Annotated in this window: 19 protein-coding genes; 14 read left to right on the forward strand and 5 right to left on the reverse strand. The window is 68.0% G+C overall.

The window, feature by feature from the left end:
• The first annotated feature begins 1 nt into the window (after nucleotide 1).
• The 3 genes from NX774_RS00705 (at nucleotide 2) to NX774_RS00715 (ending at nucleotide 3,967) form a co-directional block, all read left to right on the forward strand.
• Entirely contained in the window at nucleotides 2–1,369 is a 1,368-nt protein-coding gene (locus NX774_RS00705; protein WP_258820234.1) for a dihydrolipoamide acetyltransferase family protein, read from the forward strand.
• 4 nt (nucleotides 1,370–1,373) lie between these two features.
• Complete coding sequence (gene lpdA, locus NX774_RS00710; protein ID WP_258820235.1) at nucleotides 1,374–2,780, forward strand: dihydrolipoyl dehydrogenase; 1,407 nt, start codon at nucleotides 1,374–1,376, stop codon at nucleotides 2,778–2,780.
• 317 nt (nucleotides 2,781–3,097) lie between these two features.
• Nucleotides 3,098–3,967 (forward strand): PIG-L family deacetylase, encoded by an 870-nt coding sequence (locus NX774_RS00715; protein WP_258820236.1) that lies wholly within the window; start codon nucleotides 3,098–3,100, stop codon nucleotides 3,965–3,967.
• Nucleotides 3,968–3,972: 5 nt separating this feature from the next.
• On the opposite strand, the gene NX774_RS00720 is transcribed toward NX774_RS00715, so the two are convergent.
• The gene (locus NX774_RS00720; protein WP_258820237.1) at nucleotides 3,973–4,596 is read right to left on the reverse strand and encodes a TetR/AcrR family transcriptional regulator; all 624 of its coding nucleotides are present in this window, start codon (nucleotides 4,594–4,596) and stop codon (nucleotides 3,973–3,975) included.
• 84 nt (nucleotides 4,597–4,680) lie between these two features.
• Between NX774_RS00720 and NX774_RS00725 the strand changes: the two genes are divergently transcribed.
• Genes NX774_RS00725 through NX774_RS00735 form a run of 3 tightly spaced genes read left to right on the forward strand, consistent with a single transcriptional unit; the run spans nucleotide 4,681 to nucleotide 7,945 of the window.
• Nucleotides 4,681–6,168: a flavin-containing monooxygenase gene (locus NX774_RS00725; RefSeq protein ID WP_258820238.1), complete on the forward strand. Its 1,488-nt coding sequence runs from the start codon at nucleotides 4,681–4,683 to the stop codon at nucleotides 6,166–6,168.
• The gene (locus NX774_RS00730; RefSeq protein ID WP_258820239.1) at nucleotides 6,165–6,974 is read left to right on the forward strand and encodes an SDR family NAD(P)-dependent oxidoreductase; all 810 of its coding nucleotides are present in this window, start codon (nucleotides 6,165–6,167) and stop codon (nucleotides 6,972–6,974) included. The genes NX774_RS00725 and NX774_RS00730 overlap by 4 nt, the downstream gene beginning before the upstream one ends.
• Nucleotides 6,971–7,945 (forward strand): alpha/beta fold hydrolase, encoded by a 975-nt coding sequence (locus NX774_RS00735; RefSeq protein ID WP_258820240.1) that lies wholly within the window; start codon nucleotides 6,971–6,973, stop codon nucleotides 7,943–7,945. The genes NX774_RS00730 and NX774_RS00735 overlap by 4 nt, the downstream gene beginning before the upstream one ends.
• A 21-nt stretch (nucleotides 7,946–7,966) precedes the next feature.
• Here NX774_RS00735 and NX774_RS00740 read toward each other — a convergent pair whose 3' ends face one another.
• Complete coding sequence (locus NX774_RS00740; protein WP_258820241.1) at nucleotides 7,967–8,341, reverse strand: hypothetical protein; 375 nt, start codon at nucleotides 8,339–8,341, stop codon at nucleotides 7,967–7,969.
• 148 nt (nucleotides 8,342–8,489) lie between these two features.
• Here NX774_RS00740 and NX774_RS00745 point away from each other — a divergent pair, with 148 nt between their 5' ends.
• Genes NX774_RS00745 through merP form a run of 4 tightly spaced genes read left to right on the forward strand, consistent with a single transcriptional unit; the run spans nucleotide 8,490 to nucleotide 10,837 of the window.
• Nucleotides 8,490–9,014: a TlpA family protein disulfide reductase gene (locus tag NX774_RS00745; protein ID WP_258820242.1), complete on the forward strand. Its 525-nt coding sequence runs from the start codon at nucleotides 8,490–8,492 to the stop codon at nucleotides 9,012–9,014.
• A 30-nt stretch (nucleotides 9,015–9,044) separates the two neighbouring features.
• The gene (locus NX774_RS00750) at nucleotides 9,045–10,163 is read left to right on the forward strand and encodes a transglutaminase-like domain-containing protein (RefSeq protein ID WP_258820243.1); all 1,119 of its coding nucleotides are present in this window, start codon (nucleotides 9,045–9,047) and stop codon (nucleotides 10,161–10,163) included.
• 6 nt (nucleotides 10,164–10,169) lie between these two features.
• Entirely contained in the window at nucleotides 10,170–10,544 is a 375-nt protein-coding gene (locus NX774_RS00755) for a mercuric transporter MerT family protein (protein ID WP_258820244.1), read from the forward strand.
• Between the two features lie 8 nt (nucleotides 10,545–10,552).
• Complete coding sequence (gene merP, locus NX774_RS00760; RefSeq protein ID WP_258820245.1) at nucleotides 10,553–10,837, forward strand: mercury resistance system periplasmic binding protein MerP; 285 nt, start codon at nucleotides 10,553–10,555, stop codon at nucleotides 10,835–10,837.
• A gap of 111 nt (nucleotides 10,838–10,948) precedes the next feature.
• Here merP and NX774_RS00765 read toward each other — a convergent pair whose 3' ends face one another.
• Both NX774_RS00765 and NX774_RS00770 read right to left on the reverse strand, forming a co-directional pair.
• The gene (locus NX774_RS00765) at nucleotides 10,949–12,094 is read right to left on the reverse strand and encodes a branched-chain amino acid ABC transporter substrate-binding protein (RefSeq protein ID WP_258820246.1); all 1,146 of its coding nucleotides are present in this window, start codon (nucleotides 12,092–12,094) and stop codon (nucleotides 10,949–10,951) included.
• Between the two features lie 115 nt (nucleotides 12,095–12,209).
• On the reverse strand, nucleotides 12,210–13,355 hold the full coding sequence (locus tag NX774_RS00770; RefSeq protein ID WP_258820247.1) for a branched-chain amino acid ABC transporter substrate-binding protein: 1,146 nt from the start codon (nucleotides 13,353–13,355) through the stop codon (nucleotides 12,210–12,212).
• 141 nt (nucleotides 13,356–13,496) lie between these two features.
• Between NX774_RS00770 and xth the strand changes: the two genes are divergently transcribed.
• The 4 genes from xth to NX774_RS00790 all read left to right on the forward strand — a co-directional run bounded on the left by xth (nucleotide 13,497) and on the right by NX774_RS00790 (nucleotide 16,717).
• Nucleotides 13,497–14,270: an exodeoxyribonuclease III gene (gene xth, locus NX774_RS00775; RefSeq protein WP_258820248.1), complete on the forward strand. Its 774-nt coding sequence runs from the start codon at nucleotides 13,497–13,499 to the stop codon at nucleotides 14,268–14,270.
• Between the two features lie 68 nt (nucleotides 14,271–14,338).
• Nucleotides 14,339–14,944 carry an isochorismatase family protein gene (locus NX774_RS00780; protein ID WP_258820249.1) on the forward strand — a complete coding sequence of 202 codons (606 nt, stop codon included), beginning with the start codon at nucleotides 14,339–14,341 and terminating at the stop codon, nucleotides 14,942–14,944.
• 19 nt (nucleotides 14,945–14,963) lie between these two features.
• Nucleotides 14,964–16,082, forward strand: coding sequence for an acyl-CoA dehydrogenase family protein (locus NX774_RS00785; protein WP_258820250.1), 1,119 nt, complete (start codon nucleotides 14,964–14,966; stop codon nucleotides 16,080–16,082).
• 11 nt (nucleotides 16,083–16,093) lie between these two features.
• Nucleotides 16,094–16,717: a LysE family translocator gene (locus tag NX774_RS00790; RefSeq protein ID WP_258820251.1), complete on the forward strand. Its 624-nt coding sequence runs from the start codon at nucleotides 16,094–16,096 to the stop codon at nucleotides 16,715–16,717.
• On the opposite strand, the gene NX774_RS00795 is transcribed toward NX774_RS00790, so the two are convergent.
• Complete coding sequence (locus NX774_RS00795; protein ID WP_258820252.1) at nucleotides 16,694–17,932, reverse strand: GGDEF domain-containing protein; 1,239 nt, start codon at nucleotides 17,930–17,932, stop codon at nucleotides 16,694–16,696. The two genes, NX774_RS00790 and NX774_RS00795, sit on opposite strands and share 24 nt — an antisense overlap.
• Nucleotides 17,933–17,979 lie beyond the last annotated feature (47 nt).

The following is a 17,979-nucleotide window of genomic DNA, read 5'->3' on the forward strand; positions in this document are numbered from 1 at the left end:
TATGGGCATTCATGTAATCAAAATGCCCGACCTGGGCGAAGGCATTGCGGAAGTTGAAGTCGTCGAATGGCACGTCAAGCCCGGCGACACGGTCAAGGAAGACCAGGTGCTGGCGGACGTGATGACCGACAAGGCCACCGTCGAAATCCCGTCTCCGGTGCACGGCACCGTGACCTCGCTGGGCGGCGCGGTGGGCCAGTCGCTGGCCGTTGGCGCAGAGCTGATCCGCCTGGAAGTGGAAGGCGCCGGCAACCACAGCGCCGACAAGGACAAAGCACCGGCCCCGGTCTCGGCACAAGACGCCGTGGCCGAACAACAAGCCGGCGAACCCGTTGCGGTGAACGCCGAAGGCAAGCCAACCGGTAGGGTGGGCAGCTCCGCTGCCCACGCGTCCAGCGACAAGGCGCAAACCCGCAAGGCGACCGAAAGCCCGGTTGCGGCTGCCCCGCGCCCCTCCGCCTCCGTGCTCCCGCTGCGCCCCGCCGGCGAAAAGCCGCTGGCCGCACCGGCCGTGCGCCAGCGCGCCTGGGACATGGGCATCGAACTGCAATACGTGATGGGCAGCGGTCCGGCCGGCCGCATCACCCACGCGGACCTGGACGCCTACGTCGAAACCCGCCAGCGCGGCGGTGGCGGCATGGGCGGCGCGGACACGCGCTACGCCGAGCTGCAGGGTGAACAGGCGGTGCCGGTGATCGGCCTGCGCCGCAAGATCGCCGAGAAAATGCAGGAAGCGAAGCGCCGCATCCCGCACTTCACCTATGTGGAAGAGGTCGACGTCACCGAACTGGAACTGCTGCGCACGCAACTGAACAGCCGCTACGGCGAAGAGCGCGGCAAGCTCACCCTGCTGCCGCTGCTGATGCGCGCGGTGGTGCTCGCGATCCGCAAGTTCCCCGAGGTGAACGCGCGCTACGACGACGACGCCGGCGTGGTCACCCGCTACAACCCGGTCCACCTCGGCATCGCCACCCAGACCGACACCGGCCTGATGGTGCCCGTGGTGCGCAATGCCGAGGCGCGCGACCCGTGGTCCAGCGCTTCCGAAATCGTGCGCCTGGCCGACGCGGCGCGTAACGGCAAAGCGCTGCGCGAAGAGCTCTCCGGCTCGACCATCACCATCACCAGCCTGGGGCCGCTGGGCGGCATCGTCACGACCCCGGTCATCAACTGGCCGGAAGTGGCGATCATCGGCGTGAACCGCATCGTCGAAAAGCCGGTGATCAGGAACGGCGGCATGGTGGCGCGCAAGACGATGAACCTGTCGTCCTCGTTCGACCACCGTGTCATCGACGGCATGGTGGCCGCCGAGTTCGTGCAAACCATCCGCGGCTACCTCGAGTGCCCGGCAACCCTGTTTGTGGAATGAGCATATGAATTCTGTTTCGACGACCCTGCTCGTGATCGGCGGCGGCCCCGGTGGCTACGTGGCCGCGATCCGCGCCGGTCAGCTCGGCATCCCGACCATCCTGGTCGAGGCCGAGCACTTGGGCGGCACTTGCCTGAACATCGGCTGCATCCCGTCCAAGGCCCTGATCCACGCGGCCGAGGAATTCGAGAAGGCCCGCCACTACGCCGACAATTCGCCGCTCGGCATCGCCGTGTCCGGCGTGGAGATCGACGTCGCCCGCACGGTGGAATGGAAGGACGGCATCGTCAAGCGCCTGACCGGTGGCGTGGGCGCCCTGCTGCGCAAGCACGGCGTGCAAGTCATCAAGGGCTGGGCGCGCATTGTGGACGGCAAGACGGTCGAGGTGACCGAACCTGGTGCGGCCGAGGGCAGCATGCGCATCCGCTGCGAGCATCTGTTGCTGGCAACCGGCTCGCAGGCCGTGGAGCTGCCGTTCATGCCGTTCGGCGGCCCTGTCATCTCCAGCACCGAGGCGCTTTCGCCCGAAGCGCTGCCGCAGCGCCTGGTGGTAGTGGGCGCCGGCTACATCGGCCTGGAACTGGGCATCGCCTACCGCAAGCTGGGCGCGCAGGTGTCCGTGGTGGAGGCGATGGACCGCATCCTGCCTGCCTACGACGAGGAGCTGGTCAAGCCGGTCGCGGCCTCGCTCAAGCGCCTGGGCATCGAGGTGCACCTGAACACCAGCGTGCTGGGCATGACCGAAGCCGGTGACGCGGTGCGCGTGCGCGGCGCCGCCGGTGGCTACGAATCGCAGCTGGAAGCGGACCGCGTGCTGGTCGCAGTCGGCCGCAAGCCGCGCACCGAGGGCTATGGCCTGGAGAGCCTGCTGCTGGACATGAACGGTCGCGCGGTCCGCATCGACAACCAGTGCCGCACCTCGATGCGCAACGTCTGGGCCATCGGCGACATCACCGGCGAGCCGATGCTGGCCCACCGGGCGATGGCGCAGGGCGAGATGGTGGCCGAGATCATCGCCGGCAAGCGCCGCCACTTTGCTCCCAGCGCGATTCCCGCGGTGTGCTACACCGACCCCGAGGTGGTGGTGGTCGGCCTGACGCCGCAGGAGGCCGAGCGCAATGGCCTGGAATGCACGACGGCCAGCTTCCCGTTCGCGGCCAACGGCCGCGCCATGACGATCGAAAGCACGGACGGTTTCGTGCGCGTGGTTGCGCGCAAGGACAACCACCTGATCGTCGGCTGGCAGGCGGTGGGCCGCGGCGTGTCCGAGCTGTCGGCCGCGTTCTCGCAGTCGATCGAACTGGGCGCGCAGCTCGAGGATGTCGCGGGGACGATCCACGCGCACCCGACCCTGGGCGAAGCGGTGCAGGAAGCGGCATTGCGCGCACTGGGCCACGCGCTGCACATCTGAGCCCCAAGAGCGCCCGCTCCGGGCGCTGGTTCTCGTAGGGTGGGCGGGTCTCCCGCCCACGCGTCCAGGCGACGCACGCATTGCCTCTCAACTCGTCGGCGGCCCAGTCGGCGCAAGCACTGTCTGGATGCGTGGGCAGAATCTGCCCACCCTACGCCCCACGGGACTCCTTTCCGCACGAAAATAAATCAAGCGCTTTGATCAACACGTTTGATCAGTAGCACAACGTCGCTCGACGTTGCACAACAGCCGTCCGCCTCCGGAACCCTAGACTGGATTAGCAACTTTGCAACCAGTTCCCGCTTCCGGAGGTTCCAATGATCTCCCTCAAACGTAGCGTGGCCGCCTTCCTCGCCCTCGCGGCAATCCTCATTGCTCCCGCCCGCTCTGCCCTGTTCATCGCCGCCCATCCCGACGACGTGCCGCTCATGATGCACAAGAACGCGGCCACCGACGTGGCGACCGGCTACCCGACCGTGTTCGTGCTGACCACGGCCGGCGACGCCGCCAATGGCACCGGCTACGCCAACAACACCATGCGCATTCCCTACTACCGCGCAAGGCTCAGGGCGTTCGAGTCCATCGTCCATTTCTGGCAGGGCCTGAACCCGGACGTGCCGGCCCCGGTGCCGCTCAGGACGACCGAACTCATCGCAGGCAAGGCCATCGAGACTGTCCACATGGGCAACGTGGTGATGTACCACCTGAACCTGCCCGACGACATGAGCCTGCAGCAGCTGGCCACCGGCCGGCTCGGGATGGTGACGAGCCTGAACCCGGTCAACACCTACACGCTGGCCGAGCTGAAGGACGTGATACGCGAGATCGTCAGGATCAACAACCGCGCCGCCGCCATGGTCAACCTGAACACGCAGGACCCGGACACGCGCTGGAACCCCGGCGACCATACCGACCACGTCGCAACCGGCATCATCGTGAATGCCGCGATCACCGAGTCGCCGCAGATGCGCTGCGTGAACCTGCTGTTCTACCGGGGTTACGTGATCCAGAACTTCGCGCCGACCTACACCCAGGAAGAGACCAGGCTGCACCAGGCCACGCTTGGCGCGCTCAATGCCGCGCTGGTCGCCAATGGCAACCGCAGTACCTGGGACGCGTTCCACAACAACTTCGTGGGGCGGATGGATTTTCGCGGCGTGCCGGGCGCCGGCTACTGCAACTTCTGACCCGCCTAGGGCGTGCTGGACGCGCGCGCGAGCACCATGCCCAGCCGGAGGGCCGTTTCGGTGACCTCTTCCAGCGCCGGCGAATAGCCTTGCTCGATCCAGCGCAGCGCGATGTGGATCACCCCGCCGATCACGCCGGCCTGCAGCAGCTCGTCGTCCTGGCTGCCCGGCGGCGCCACCACGCGCGCGACCTGGCGCCCGACGTCGCGCAGCGCCGCGTCGAAGGCCTTGTCCACTTCACGGCTCACGCCGCGCATCTCCACCAGGAACACGCGCGCCGAACGCGGGTCGCGCTGCAGCGCCGCAAAGTATGTGCCCAGCAGCGCGCGCGCACGCTCCCTGCGGCTGCGTCCCGCGGCTTGCGCCGCCGCCAGCACCTCTCCGACGACCGAGAACGTCACCGCGTTAAAGCCGGCGATCAGGAGCTCGTCGCTGTTGGCGAACGATTCGTAGAAATAGCGCTCCGTGAGCCCGGCCGCCTCGCATACCGCCTTGACGGTCGCCTGCCGGTAGCCGCGCTCGCCGTACACCGCCACCGCGGCCTCGATCAGGCGCCGGCGCCGCTGCGCACGCCGCTCATCGGGGGCCACGCCGCGGTACGGGCGCGATGGAGAAGAGTCTGGAGTCATCCCTCTATTTTGGCACAGGTTGTTGCAACCGGATTTCTGACAATGTACAGTGTCACACACCATAATTACAACAAGAGACACCACATGACAGCCGTATCCTCTCCACCCGAGGAGCCACTCCTCGACGTCATCATCGTCGGCGCCGGCCTGTCCGGCATCGGCGCGGCGGTTCACCTGCACAAACGCTGTCCGGGCAAGCGCTACGCGATCCTCGAAGCGCGCGACGCCATCGGCGGTACCTGGGACCTGTTCCGCTATCCGGGCATCCGCTCGGACTCGGACATGTACACGCTCGGCTACGCGTTCAAGCCCTGGCTGGCGTCCAAGGCGATTGCAGACGGGCCGTCGATCCTGGACTACGTGCGCGAAACCGCGCGCGAATACGGGATCGACCGACATATCCGCTTCGGCCACAAGGTCGTCGCCGCGAGCTGGTCGAGCGAGCATGCCTGCTGGAGCGTCGAGGCGCGCGACAGCAAGACCGGCGAAAGCAGGCTGCTGCGCACCCGCTTTCTCTACATGTGCAGCGGCTACTACAGCTACGACAAGGCCTACCGCCCCAGCTTCGAGGGCGAGGACAGCTTTGCCGGCACCATCGTGCAGCCGCAGTTCTGGCCGCAGGACCTCGACTACAGCGGCAAGCGCGTGGTCGTCATCGGCAGCGGCGCCACCGCCGTGACGCTGGTGCCCGCGATGGCCGAACGCGCCGCACACGTGACCATGCTGCAGCGCTCGCCCACCTACGTGGTGTCACGGCCGTCCGAGTATGAATTCGCCGCGCGCTGGCGCCGCCTGCTGCCGGAGAAGCTCGCCTATGCGGTCACCCGCTGGCGCGTGATCGCCGAGAGCATGTTCCTGTACCGGATGGCGCGCAAGTATCCCGAAGAAGTCAAGCGCCGCATCGTCTCGCTGGCGCGCAAGGACCTGGGCCGCGACTACGACGTGGCGACCCACTTCACCCCACGCTACAAGCCGTGGGACCAGCGCGTGTGCGTGGTTCCGGACGGCGACATGTTCCGCGCAATCCGCGAGGGACGCGCGTCGGTCGTCACCGACACCATCGATCGCTTTACCCCAACCGGCATTCGCCTCGCGTCGGGCCAGGAACTGGAGGCCGACGTCGTGGTGATGGCCACCGGCCTGCAGCTGAACGTGCTGGGCGACGCCGCCATCAGCATCGACGGCCAGCCCTTCAAGCCGGGCGAGGCGCTGTCGTACAAGGGCATGATGCTGTCGGATGTGCCGAACCTGGCGCTCGCCTTCGGCTACACCAACGCGTCCTGGACACTCAAGGCCGACCTGACCGCCGCCTGGGTGTGCCGCCTGCTGCGCTACATGGACCGCCGCAAGCTCGCCATCGCCGTGCCGCGGCGCGGCCACGAGGCCGGGGCCCAGCCCTTCGTCAGCTTCACCTCGGGCTACGTGCAGCGCGCGATCGACATGCTGCCCAAGCAGGGCGACCGCAAACCCTGGCAGGTGTACCAGAACTACCTGCAGGACCTCTTGATGATCCGCTTCGGCCGCCTGGCCGACGGCGTCATGCACTTTGGACGGAAAGGAAACATGCCTTGAAACTGGCCCAACGCATTGCAGTAATCACCGGCGCAGGTGGTGGCATCGGACGCGCGACAGCGCTGTCGCTGGCGCGCCGCGGCTGCCATCTCGCACTGGCCGACATCAACGAGGAAGGGGCCAGGTACACGGCCTTGCAGGCCCGCGAGTACGGCGTGCGCGCCACCTGGCACCAGCTCGACGTCGCCAGTCGCGATGCCGTGCGCGCCTTCCCCGAGACGGTGCGCGCGGCCCACGGCGGCGTGGACATCCTCATCAACAACGCCGGCGTGGCCCTCGGCGGCACGTTCGAGCAGGTCAGCGAGGAAGACTTCGACTGGCTCATGGAGGTCAACTTCCACGGCGTGGTACGCATGACCCGGGCCTTCCTGCCGGTCCTGAGAAGCAGCCAGCAGGCGCGCATCGTCAACCTGTCGAGCATCTACGGCATCATCTCGCCGCCGGGCCAGGCCGCCTACTCGGCCAGCAAGTTCGCTGTGCGCGGCTTTTCCAACGCACTGCGCCACGAGCTGGCCGGCACCAACGTGAGCGTGGCGGTGGTGCACCCCGGCGGGGTCGCCACCGCGATCGCCCAGAACGCGCGCATTCCAGCGGGCGCCCCGCGCGCAGAAGCCGAGCGCGGCCGCAAGATCGCGCAGGCGATGCTGCGCTTGCCGGCGGACCAGGCCGGCGAAATCATCGTCCGGGGCATCGAGCGCGACCGCGCCCGCATCCTGGTCGGGAACGATGCGAAAATGGTATCGCTGCTGGAGCGCTTCGCTCCGGTCGGCTACTGGAACCTTCTCAGGAAAGCGATCAGGGCATGACCACACACCTGCTGCTCTTCGTTGCCGGCGCCATCGCAATGGTGCTGGCGGCCAGCGCGCTGTTCACCTGGCGCACCGCCAGGCGGATCGAAGCCTGGCTGCGCCCGGCCGGCCGCTTCATCGACGTGCCCGGCGCGCGCCTGCACGTGCGCGAGGCCGGCAACGGCCCGCCACTGTTGATGATCCACGGCCTGGCCGGCCAGATGGCGCACTTCAGCTACGCGCTGCTCGACCGGCTGGCTGCGGACTACCGCGTCATCATGGTGGACCGCCCCGGCTCGGGCTACTCCACGCGCGATGCCGCCACCAGCGCAAGCGCAACGGCGCAGGCCAACGCGATCTCCGCGCTGGTCAACGAGCTCAAGCTCGACCGGCCGCTGGTCGTCGGCCATTCGTTCGGCGGCACCGTGGCGCTCACGCTGGCGCTCGACCACCCGGAGCAGGTTGGCGCGCTGGCGCTGATCGCCCCGCTCACCCATGCACCGGGCGACGTGCCGCCCGCGTTCAAGGGCCTCACCATCCGCTCGGCGCTGGCGCGCAAGATCGTCGCATGGACGCTCGCCACGCCCATGTCGATCATCCAGAGCGCGCGTGTGCTGGCCGACGTGTTCGGTCCGGAACCGGTGCCGGCCGACTTCGCCACCCGCGGCGGCGGCCTGCTCAGCCTGCGCCCGGGCGCCTTCCTGTCCTCATCGAGCGACCTGCAGGCGCTCGAGCACACGCTGCCGGCACTGGAGGCGCGCTACAGCCAGCTGCGCCTGCCGGTGCGCGTGCTGTACGGCCTGAACGACAAGATCCTCGACTGGCGCGCAAACGGCCAGGCGCTGGTCGACAAGGTGCCCGGCGCCAGCCTCAGCCTGCTCGATGCCGGCCACATGCTGCCGATCACCCAGCCGGACGCGACCGCCGAGTTCATTCGCGAGGCCGCGGTCGCACAGTACGGCGCCGCCGCCCGGCAGGCGCTGCGCTAACAGCGGGGAGCGCGCCGGCACTCAGCCCTTGCGGCCGTGCTGTTCCGAGCCGCCCGGCGCCTCCCGCTCGTTCTCGCGGTCGCGCGCGCCCTGCACCGAGCCCGATTGCCCTTCCGGGGCCGACTGGCGGTTGCCATGGCTGATGCTGCCGATACCGCCCATCCCGGTCTGCAGTTCACCCGCCTGCTCGGGCCTGAATCCCTGCGTCCCGGCTTCACCCGCCAGCAGGTCATCCGTGCGCGTCTCCGACTGCCGCGATCCGCCCTGCCCGCCAGCCGCGCCGCCCAGGTCGCCCGTACCGCCGGGGCCGACACTGCCGGCACTGCTGGTGCCGTCGTGCGTGATCTGGTCGTAAGGCCGTCCCGGCTTGTCCTTGCGTTCGTCTCCAGTTGCCATGATCTCCTCCTTGTCTCGTTTGCATCAAGAGATATGCGTCCTGCGCGCCGCGTGACAAGGGCTGGCGCGCATTCCCGGCCGACCCGCCAGGCCTGATCTGCTAAAATAGCGGGCATTTTTCGTAGCACAGCGGGAGTATCTGAGTTCAATGCGCGTCAAGTTCTTGCACCGCACGGCATGCGGGATCGTCCCGTTGCTGCTGGCCTGCTCGAGCGCGATTGCCGCCCCCGACAGCGTACTGCGCCCGTGGCCGGCCAAGCTGGCGCCAGCGCCGCTGTCCCTGACCGACCTGAACGGAAAGCAATGGAACCTGGCCGACCTGCGCGGCAAGGTGGTGGTGCTGAACTTCTGGGCCGGCTGGTGCGGCCCGTGCATTGAAGAGCTGCCCGCGCTCAACACGATCGCGGCCACTGCTGGCGACCGGCTGGTCGTCCTCGGCGTCAACTACAAGGAGCCGAGCTGGACCGTGGAGCGCTTCGCCCGCGAACACCAGTTCGGCTACCCGGTGTTGCTGGACAAGAGCGGCGAGCATTTCCAGCGCTGGACCAGCGGCGTGATGCCGACCACGGTGCTGATCGGCCGCGACGGCAAGCCGCGCTGGCGTGTGATCGGCGCGATCGCCCCCAACGACAAGCGCGTGCGCGAGGCGCTTGACCAGATGCTCGCGCAATAAAAACAACCAAGAACAGGGAAAGGTTCAACCATGCAAGATAAGAGCAAGATGACCCGCCGCGCCGTGCTCAAGGCCGCCTCCGGCGCAATGCTGTTCGGCGCACTGCCGACCACGCTGCTGGCCAAGGAAGCCGCGCGCCGCTTCGAGCCGCGTCCGGGCGACTGGCGCACCTTCGACGTCGTCACCCGCATCGAGCTCACGCACGGCACCGCGCCCTCCACCGTGTGGGTGCCGCTGCCGTCGATCGACACCGAATGGCAGCGTTCGCTGACGAACAACTGGTCCGGCAACGCCACCGCGATGCGCATGGCGGCCGACCCGCGCTTTGGCGCGCGCTACCTGGTCGCCGAATTCGACGGCACCAGCAAGCCGGTGCTCGAAGTGGCCAGCCGCGTGCAGACGCGCGACCGCGCGCAAGACTGGAAGGCCGCACCCGCCGCGACCGAATCGGCCGCCGACCTGCGCATGTGGCTGCAGCCGACCGACCTGATGCCCACCGACGGCATCGTGCGCAAGACCGCGCACCAGGTCGTGGCGGGCGCCCGCAGCGACGACGAAAAGGTCCAGCGCATCTACGACTGGATCGTGCTGAACACCTTCCGCGAGCCCAAGGTGCGCGGCTGCGGCACCGGCGACATCAAGACCATGCTCGAGACCGGCAACTTCGGCGGCAAGTGTGGTGACATCAACGGCCTGTTCGTCGGCCTGTGCCGCGCCGCCGGCGTGCCCGCGCGCGACGTGTACGGCGTGCGCCTGGCGCCATCGGCCTTCGGCTACAAGCAATTGAGCGGCAACAGCGCCGCGCTGCAAGGCGCACAGCACTGCCGCGCCGAGGTGTACCTGAAGAAGCACGGCTGGGTCGCAATGGACCCGGCGGACGTGGGCAAGGTGATGCGCCTTGAGACCGACACCTGGATCAAGGACCCGGACAACGCCGTGGTCGCGCCGGTCAAGGCCGGCCTGTTCGGCGGCTGGGAAGGCAACTGGATGGGCTACAACTTTGCGCACGACGTGAAGCTGCAAGGCGCGCATGGCGCCAAGCTCGGCTTCCTGATGTACCCGCAGGCCCAGACCGGCGGCGAAGCCTACGACCCGCTCGATCCGGACTCGTTCAAGTACACCATCACCGCCCGCGAAATCAAGGCATAAACCGGCATGAACCTGCAAGCAGCACCGGCCAAGGCGGCCCCCTCGCGCGAGCACCTCGGCCTGCGGCTGATGGGGCTTGCGGTGGTCTCGACCCTGCTCGCCTCCACCTGCTGCGTGCTGCCGCTGGTGTTGGTGCTGCTGGGCGTGACCGGCGCGTGGATGGCCAACCTGGTCGCGCTCAAGCCGGTCACGCCGCTGTTCATCGCGCTGGCGCTTGGCGCAATGGGCTGGGCCGGCTACCTGGTGCTGCGTCCTGCCGGCGAATGCGGTACTGACGCCTGTGCCACCACGCGGCCGGCCACGCGCCGCATCTTCATCGCCTGCGCCGTGTTTGTCGCGCTGCTGCTGGGCTTTCCCCTGATCGCACCACTTTTCTACTGAGCCGAACCATGAAGGCCAACCTGCTTATCGCCACCCTCCTGCTCGTGCCCGGCCTTGCGCTGGCCAAGCAGCAGACCGTTTCGCTGAACATCCCCACCATGGATTGCGCCACCTGCCCGATCACGATCAAGGCATCGCTGAACAAGGTGACGGGCGTGTCCAAGGTGAAGGTGAGCTACGAGCGCCGCGAAGCCGTGATCGTGTACGACGACAGCAAGGCGACCGTGGACGACCTGAAGAAGGCGACCGAGGACGCGGGCTACCCGTCGATGCTGAAATCCCCGGCAAAATGATCACGTAGGGTGGGCAGGTCTCCTGCCCACGCGTCCAGCAAGGGCATGCACGGCCACGGCGCACGCCACCGTTGAACGCGTGGGCGGGAAACCCGCCCACCCTACGCCAGCTTATTTCGTCACCGCGATGGTGGTGCGGTGCCCCTTCTTGAACGTGTACAGGGTCAGCGTGCCGTCGCGGATATCGCCGCGCGCATCAAAAGCGATGGTGCCGGTGATGCCCTTGTGTTCGATCTTCGCCAGCACCGGCAGGTACTTGGCCGGCTCGGCCGAACCGGCCTTCACCATCGCGTCCACAATGGTCATGATCGAGTCGTACACGTACGGCGCGTAGATCTGCACGTCGATCCCGAAGCGCTTCTTGTACCCGGCATTGAACTTCTCGAGCGCGGCCTTGGCCGAATCCTCGATGCCGCCGGCCTCGGCGCACACGACCTGGCCGTCCGCCATCGCACCTTGCGCCAGCGTGCCGATTTCGTCCGAGCAGATGCCGTCGCCGCCCATCAGGCGCAGATTGCCCATGCCGAGCGCCTTCATCTGGTGCAGCATCGGCCCGGCCACCGCGCTCATCCCGCCGAAGAAGATCATGTCCGGGCGCGAAGCGCGGATCTTGGTCAGGATCGCGCCGAACTCGGTGGCCTTGTCGTTGGTGAACTCCTTGGTCACCACCGTGCCGCCGGCCTCCTGCAGTCCCTTGACGAATTCGGTGGCGATGCCCTGGCCGTACGCGGTGCGGTCATCGATCAGCGCCACGCGCTTGACGCCCATGTTCTTCACCGCGTAGCGGCCCAGCGTGCGGCCCAGCTGCTTGTCGTTGACCACGACCCGGAACGCCGTATTGAAGCCTTGTTCGGTGTACTTCGGGCTGGTGGTGGCGGCCGAAATTTCGGGGATACCGGCATCGTGGTAGATCTTCGACGCCGGGATCGTGGTGCCGGACGTCTCGTGGCCGATGACGGCGTTGACCCTGGCATCGACCAGCTTTTGCGCCACCACGGTCGCGTTGCGCGGCTCGCCGGCGTCGTCCTCGGCCATGAGCTGGAACTTGACCTTCTTGCCGCCGATGGTCACGCCCTTGGCGTTCAGTTCGTCGATGGCGATGCGCGCGCCGTTCTCGTTGTCCTTGCCGAAGTACGACAGCGGCCCCGACACGGCAGCGACGTGGCCGATCTTGACCACTTGCTGCTGGGCCTGCGCGGCCCCCGCGGCGAGGGCGAGTGCGACGGCGGATACGAGAACTTTACGACGAATGACCATGGTTGCTCCAGACGGCTGTTGAATCGAACCGTCGAGTATAGGCGATGCGCGGGCGCGCCAGAAGGATCGATTGGCAATATCGAAAGACGCGCCTGCTATAAAGCAACAGCCGTATTTACCGGATCACGCCCAGGCTCGCACGCTGGCCGTTCCTGAACGTGTACAGCGTCAGCGTGCCGTTGCGGATGTCGCCGTGCTGGTCGAACGCGATCGGGCCGGTGATGCCCTTGTATTCGATTTTCGCCAGCACCGGCAGGTAGCGCGCGGGCTGGGCCGAGCCGGCCTTCTCCATGGCGGCGGCAAGCGTCATCACCGAGTCGTACACGTAGGGCGAATAGATCAGGCTGTCGATGCCGTAGCGCTTGCGGTACGCGGCGCGAAAGCGCTGCAAGGCGGCCTGCTCCGCGTCCTCCACGCCGCCCGAGCCGGCGCACAGCACCTGCCCGTCGCCCATGGCGCCTTGCGCCAGGCTGGTCATCTCCTCGGTGCAGATGCCATCGCCGCCCATGAAGCGCACGCTGCCCATGCCGAGCGACTTCATCTGCCGCAGCATCGGCGCCGCGACCGGGGTCATGCCACCGAAAAACACCATGTCCGGCCGCGCCGCGCGGATGCGGGTGAGAATGGCACCGAACTCGGTGGCCTTGTCGTTGGTGAATTCCTTGGCCACCACCGTGCCGCCAGCCTCCTGGAAGCCCTTGAGGAATTCGCTTGCCACGCCCTGGCCGTAGGCGCTGCGATCGTCGATCAGGGCCAGGCGCTTGACGCCCATGCTTTTGCCCGCATAGCGTCCCAGCGCGCGTCCCAGCTGCTTGTCGTTGTTCACCGTGCGGAAGGTGGTGCTGAAGCCCTGCTCGGTGTACTTCGGGCTGGTGGCCGAGGTCGAGATTTGCGGTATGCCGGCATCGAAATAGATCCGCGACGCCGGGATGCTGGTGCCCGAGGTCTCGTGCCCGATCACCGCGTTCACTTTCGCGTCCACCAGTTTTTGCGCCACCGTGGTTGCGATGCGCGGCTCGCTGGCGTCGTCCTCCACCAGCAGCGCGAAGCGCGCCTTGCGCCCGCCGATCGTCACACCGCGCGCGTTGAGCTCGTCGATGGCCATGCGCGCGCCGTTCTCGTCGTCCTTGCCGAAGTGCGACAACGGGCCGGTCAGCGCGTCGGCCAGGCCGATGCGGATGACCAGCGGCTCGGCGGCATGCGCGGCCACCTGCGCAGCCAGCAAAACGGTGGACACGATGAGTTTGCGGCAAGCAGGCATCTTGATCCCAGTGCAGAGTCGATCGAGCTGTCGAGTATAGGCAATTGCCAACCGGCCAACAAGAACCGTCTCTTGACGCGTGCGTCACGACAGTGCAACCTGCAGGCAAAATTGGAGAATCAATAACATCCCGGAGTAAACATGCGTGTCGCCACCTTCAACGTCAACGGCATCGGCAGCCGCCTGCCCGCCCTCCTGCAGTGGCTGGACGAAACCCGGCCCGACGTGGCCTGCCTGCAGGAACTCAAGGCGCCGCAAGAGAAGTTCCCGCTGGATGCGATCCGCGAGGCCGGCTACGGCGCGATCTGGCATGGCCAGAAGAGCTGGAACGGCGTGGCGATCCTCGCGCGCGGTTGCCAGCCGCAGGAGGTGGGCCGCGGCCTGCCGGGCGACCCGGCCGACGAACAAAGCCGCTACATCGAGGCGGTCGTGAACGGGATCCGCATCGCCTGCCTCTACCTGCCCAACGGGAACCCGGCGCCCGGACCCAAGTTCGACTACAAGCTGGCGTGGTTCGAACGCCTGATCGCGCGCGGCGCCGAACTGATCGCCAGCGGCGAGAAGGTGATCCTGGCCGGCGACTTCAACGTGATGCCCACCGAACTGGACGTGTACAAGCCCGAGCGCTGGGTCAACGACGCCCTGTTCCGGCCCGAGACGCGCGCAGCCTTCCGGCGCCTGGTGGACCAGGGCTGGACCGACGCGCTGCGCACCATGCACCCCGACGAAACGATCTACACTTTCTGGGACTACTTCCGCAATGCCTTCGGGCGCGACGCGGGCCTGCGCATCGACCACCTGCTGCTCAGTCCCGCGCTGGCCCCCGCGCTGCGCGCCGCCGATGTGGACCGCAACGTGCGCGCGCGCGAAAAGCCGAGCGACCATGCGCCCACCTGGGTCGAGCTCGACGCCTGACTTTCGGGCCGGGACGCCGGAACGATTACAATGGCAACCTGCCCGCCAACCATTTGACCGGAACCACCATGAGCGCGATAAAACTCGGCAAGGGAGACGCCCTGATCGTCGTCGACATGCAGTATGACTTCCTGCCCGGCGGCAGCCTGGGTGTGCCGGCAGGGCACGAGGTGATCGCCCCGATCAACCACCTGCTCGCGCTGTACGGCGACTGCAAGCTGCCGATCTTTGCCTCGCGCGACTGGCATCCCGCCGACCACTGCTCGTTCCGCGAGCAGGGCGGGCCGTGGCCCGCGCATTGCGTGGCCGGCACCCACGGCGCCGAATTCTCCGCCGAACTGGCCTTCCCCGACGACACCATCGTCATTTCCAAGGCCGACACCGCGCAAGCCGACGCCTATTCCGCCTTCAACGGCACGACGCTGGCCAGCCAGCTGCGCGCGCGCGGCGTGACGCGCGTTGCGGTGTGCGGCCTGGCCACCGACTACTGCGTGCTGAACACCGTCACCGACGCGCTGGAAGAAGGCTTTGAGACCCTGATCGTGCCCGAGGCGATGCGCGCCGTGGACGTGCACCCGGGCGACGGCTCGCGCGCCATCGACCGCATGGTGGCGCGCGGCGCGGTCGCGGTGCGGCTGGGCGAACATGGCATGACCGCGCTGTCGGTCTCGTAACACATCACCGGACCTGAAGATGCCCGACCAAGCAGTACCCGACACCGACTACACCCTTTCCCCCGCCGACGCCGCCCTGATCCGCAGCCAGGCCCGCCCATCCGAGCAGGCCGGCATGCTGACCGCGCCGGTGCAGGAACTGATTCACGCCCGCGACTGGCTGCGCATGCTGGCGCCCCGCTCCGTCGGCGGCGCCGAGCTGCCCCTGCCGCAGGCGGTGCGCCTTGAGGAAGCCATTGCCGCCGCCGACGGCAGCACCGGCTGGACCGTCACGCTGTGCGCCGGCGCCGCCTGGTTTGCCGGCTTCCTGCCGCCGGCCTACGCGCGCGAGGTGATGGCCACGCGTGGCCTGTGCCTGGGCGGCAGCGGCGCGCCCTCGGGCCATGCCGACGTCGATGGCGACGGCTATCGCCTGACCGGCCGCTGGGACTTTGCCACCGGCGCGCCCATGACCACGCACTTCACGATGAACGCGATCCTGCGCCGCGACGGCCAGCCGCTGCTGGACGAGGCGGGCGCACCGCGCATGCGCGCCTTCATCGTGCCCGCATCCGACGTGACGGTGCACGAAAACTGGCACACCATCGGCCAGAAGGCGACCGCTTCGCACACTTTCAGCCTTGAGGGCGTGTTCGCCGGCGCGCACCAGGCATTCGACCTGACGCCCGAGGGCGCGGTGGCCGAGGGCCCGCTGTACCGCTTCCCGTTCCTGTCGCTCGCCTTCGTCACGCTGGGCGCCAACATGGCCGGCATGGCCGCCAACTTCATCGGCCTTGCGCGCGACGTCATCGGGCAGCGGCGCCATCATGTGACCAGGCAGCCGCTGGCCGAACTGCCGCAGGTGGCCAGCGCGCTGGCCGACGGCCCCGCTGAACTTGCGCAACTGCGCGAGCACTTCTACGCACTGCTGGACCGGATGTGGGACCAGGTGTGCCGCCGCGAGCAGGTGCTTGAGGCCGACATCCGCAACCTGCACGAGGTGGCGCTGCGCATGGTGCAGGCCGCACGCCGCGCCGTGGACGAGCTGTACCCCCTGTGCGGCCTGTCCGCCTGCGACGGCCGCAGCGAGATCGGCCGCGTGTGGCGCGACCTGCACACCGCCACCCAGCACGCCCTGCTGCTGCCGTTTGCCGCCTGAAGCGACGCAACATGCTCTCGATCGAACAAGTCCTTGGCTTTCTCACCGCCGCCGTCCTGATCACCCTGTCGCCGGGACCGGACAACATGATGGTACTTGGCATCGGCATGGCCAAGGGCCGTGCGCGCGGCATGGCCTTTGGCCTGGGCTGCGCGCTGGGCTGCCTGAGCCACACCGTGCTGGCCACGCTCGGCGTATCGGCGCTGATCGCCGCGTCGCCCGCCGCTTTCACGCTGCTCAAGGTGGCGGGCGGCCTGTACCTGGTCTGGCTCGGCCTGCAGGCCTTACGCAGCCGCGGCGGCGCCAGGGCGGCCACTGTCACCGCCAGCGAGCCGCTGTCCACGCTGTTCGCCAAAGGGCTGCTGGCCAACGCCATCAACCCCAAGGTGGTGCTGTTCTTCCTGTCCTTCCTGCCGCAGTTCGTGGTCGCGGCGCACGGCCACGCCAACCTGCAGACGGCGGCGCTGGGCATCATCTTCACGGTACAGGCGGCCCTGCTGTTCGGGCTGCTCGGCTTCTTCTCGGGATCGGTTGGCGCGTGGCTGGCCAGGCGGCCCAGTGCCGGCATGTGGCTCGACCGCCTGGCCGGCGGCATCTTCGTTGCGCTCGGCCTAAAGCTGCTGGTCGCCCGCTAACACCTGGCTCACCGCCAGCGTCATTGGCGCCGGGTGCGCGCGCAACGCATCCTCGGCATCGCACGCCGCGGCGGCGCACACGGCCACGTTGCGGCCCGCGGCCTTGGCCAGGTACAGCGCGCGGTCGGCGCGGCACAGCAGCGCGGTGATGCTTTCGCCGGGCTCCAGCCGCGCCACGCCGATGCTCACCGTGTATGCCACCACCACGGTGGGCGGCAGCAGCAGCGGCGAATGGGCAAGCGCATCGCGCAGGCGCTCGGCCACGGAGCTCGCCGTTTCGATCGATGCGTCCGGCAGCAGCACGGCGAATTCCTCCCCGCCCAGGCGCGCGCAGCAGTCGGCCTCGCGGATCACGCTCGCGGTGCGCCGCACGATGTCCTCCAGCACCCGGTCGCCGACCGCGTGGCCGAAGGTGTCGTTGATGCGCTTGAAGTGGTCCACGTCGAACAGCAGCACCGACAGCTCGGCGCCGCTTCGCGTCACGCGCGCGCGCTCGTGCTCGGCCAGGTTGAAGAACGCGCGCCGCGACCAGGCCCCGGTCAGGTAATCGTGGTCCGCCGCATACCTGGCCCTGGCCACGATGTCGGCATTGGCCATCATCACCGCGCCCAGCGTCAGGAGCGGCATGGCGAGCGTACCGAGCGAAAAGAAGATCAGGGTCCAGGTGGCCGCGTCGAACAGCGGCGCCATGCCCGCATGCTGGGCCAGCGACACGGCCGCCCGCACCGCATGGCCGCTCGCCAGTACGAACGCCGCCACGCTGGTGAACACGTAGGGATAGCGTGCCGGCGCCTTGCCCAGCGCGCGCCGGACCGCCAGCCCGATGGCCAGCGTGGACCCGCCGTGGAACAGCGAGGCCACCACCACGCGCAGTGGGAATGACTCGATCGCGTAGTGGAAAATGGTGAGCGCGCCCAGCGCAAGCACGGCGCAGGCAGCCAGGGCGCGCGCGCCGGTAGGCACTCCCAGGTGGCTGCGAAAGCCCACCAGCATCGTCGCAATGGCCCACAGGTACAGCCCGTTGGCCAGCTCGATCGAAACCAGGTCGGGCAGCACGCCTCGCCCGGCGAACAGCGGCAGCGCCAGCACCGCCAGCCAGTTGGCGCGCGCCCAGCAGCGGATGCCCTTCACCTCGCTGCGCGACAGCGACGACAGGACCAGCAGCATGACGGCCGACATGGCGGCCGTGACGAGAAGGAGGCTCAGTGTGCTCAAGGGGAAACCGGGAGTGCGGTACAGCCAGCTATCTTACACAATAGTTT

This window comes from Massilia agilis, assembly GCF_024756255.1.
Taxonomy (GTDB): Bacteria; Pseudomonadota; Gammaproteobacteria; order Burkholderiales; family Burkholderiaceae_D; genus Telluria; species Telluria agilis.

Bases quoted from the DNA above. Each gene is read 5' to 3' on its own strand.
- NX774_RS00705 (WP_258820234.1), top strand. From the start codon at position 2: ATGGGCATTCATGTAATCAAAATGCCCGACCTGGGCGAAGGCATTGCG.
- lpdA (WP_258820235.1), top strand. From the start codon at position 1,374: ATGAATTCTGTTTCGACGACCCTGCTCGTGATCGGCGGCGGCCCCGGT.
- NX774_RS00715 (WP_258820236.1), top strand. From the start codon at position 3,098: ATGATCTCCCTCAAACGTAGCGTGGCCGCCTTCCTCGCCCTCGCGGCA.
- NX774_RS00720 (WP_258820237.1), bottom strand. From the start codon at position 4,596: ATGACTCCAGACTCTTCTCCATCGCGCCCGTACCGCGGCGTGGCCCCC.
- NX774_RS00725 (WP_258820238.1), top strand. From the start codon at position 4,681: ATGACAGCCGTATCCTCTCCACCCGAGGAGCCACTCCTCGACGTCATC.
- NX774_RS00735 (WP_258820240.1), top strand. From the start codon at position 6,971: ATGACCACACACCTGCTGCTCTTCGTTGCCGGCGCCATCGCAATGGTG.
- NX774_RS00740 (WP_258820241.1), bottom strand. From the start codon at position 8,341: ATGGCAACTGGAGACGAACGCAAGGACAAGCCGGGACGGCCTTACGAC.
- NX774_RS00745 (WP_258820242.1), top strand. From the start codon at position 8,490: ATGCGCGTCAAGTTCTTGCACCGCACGGCATGCGGGATCGTCCCGTTG.
- NX774_RS00750 (WP_258820243.1), top strand. From the start codon at position 9,045: ATGCAAGATAAGAGCAAGATGACCCGCCGCGCCGTGCTCAAGGCCGCC.
- NX774_RS00755 (WP_258820244.1), top strand. From the start codon at position 10,170: ATGAACCTGCAAGCAGCACCGGCCAAGGCGGCCCCCTCGCGCGAGCAC.
- merP (WP_258820245.1), top strand. From the start codon at position 10,553: ATGAAGGCCAACCTGCTTATCGCCACCCTCCTGCTCGTGCCCGGCCTT.
- NX774_RS00765 (WP_258820246.1), bottom strand. From the start codon at position 12,094: ATGGTCATTCGTCGTAAAGTTCTCGTATCCGCCGTCGCACTCGCCCTC.
- NX774_RS00770 (WP_258820247.1), bottom strand. From the start codon at position 13,355: ATGCCTGCTTGCCGCAAACTCATCGTGTCCACCGTTTTGCTGGCTGCG.
- xth (WP_258820248.1), top strand. From the start codon at position 13,497: ATGCGTGTCGCCACCTTCAACGTCAACGGCATCGGCAGCCGCCTGCCC.
- NX774_RS00780 (WP_258820249.1), top strand. From the start codon at position 14,339: ATGAGCGCGATAAAACTCGGCAAGGGAGACGCCCTGATCGTCGTCGAC.
- NX774_RS00785 (WP_258820250.1), top strand. From the start codon at position 14,964: ATGCCCGACCAAGCAGTACCCGACACCGACTACACCCTTTCCCCCGCC.
- NX774_RS00790 (WP_258820251.1), top strand. From the start codon at position 16,094: ATGCTCTCGATCGAACAAGTCCTTGGCTTTCTCACCGCCGCCGTCCTG.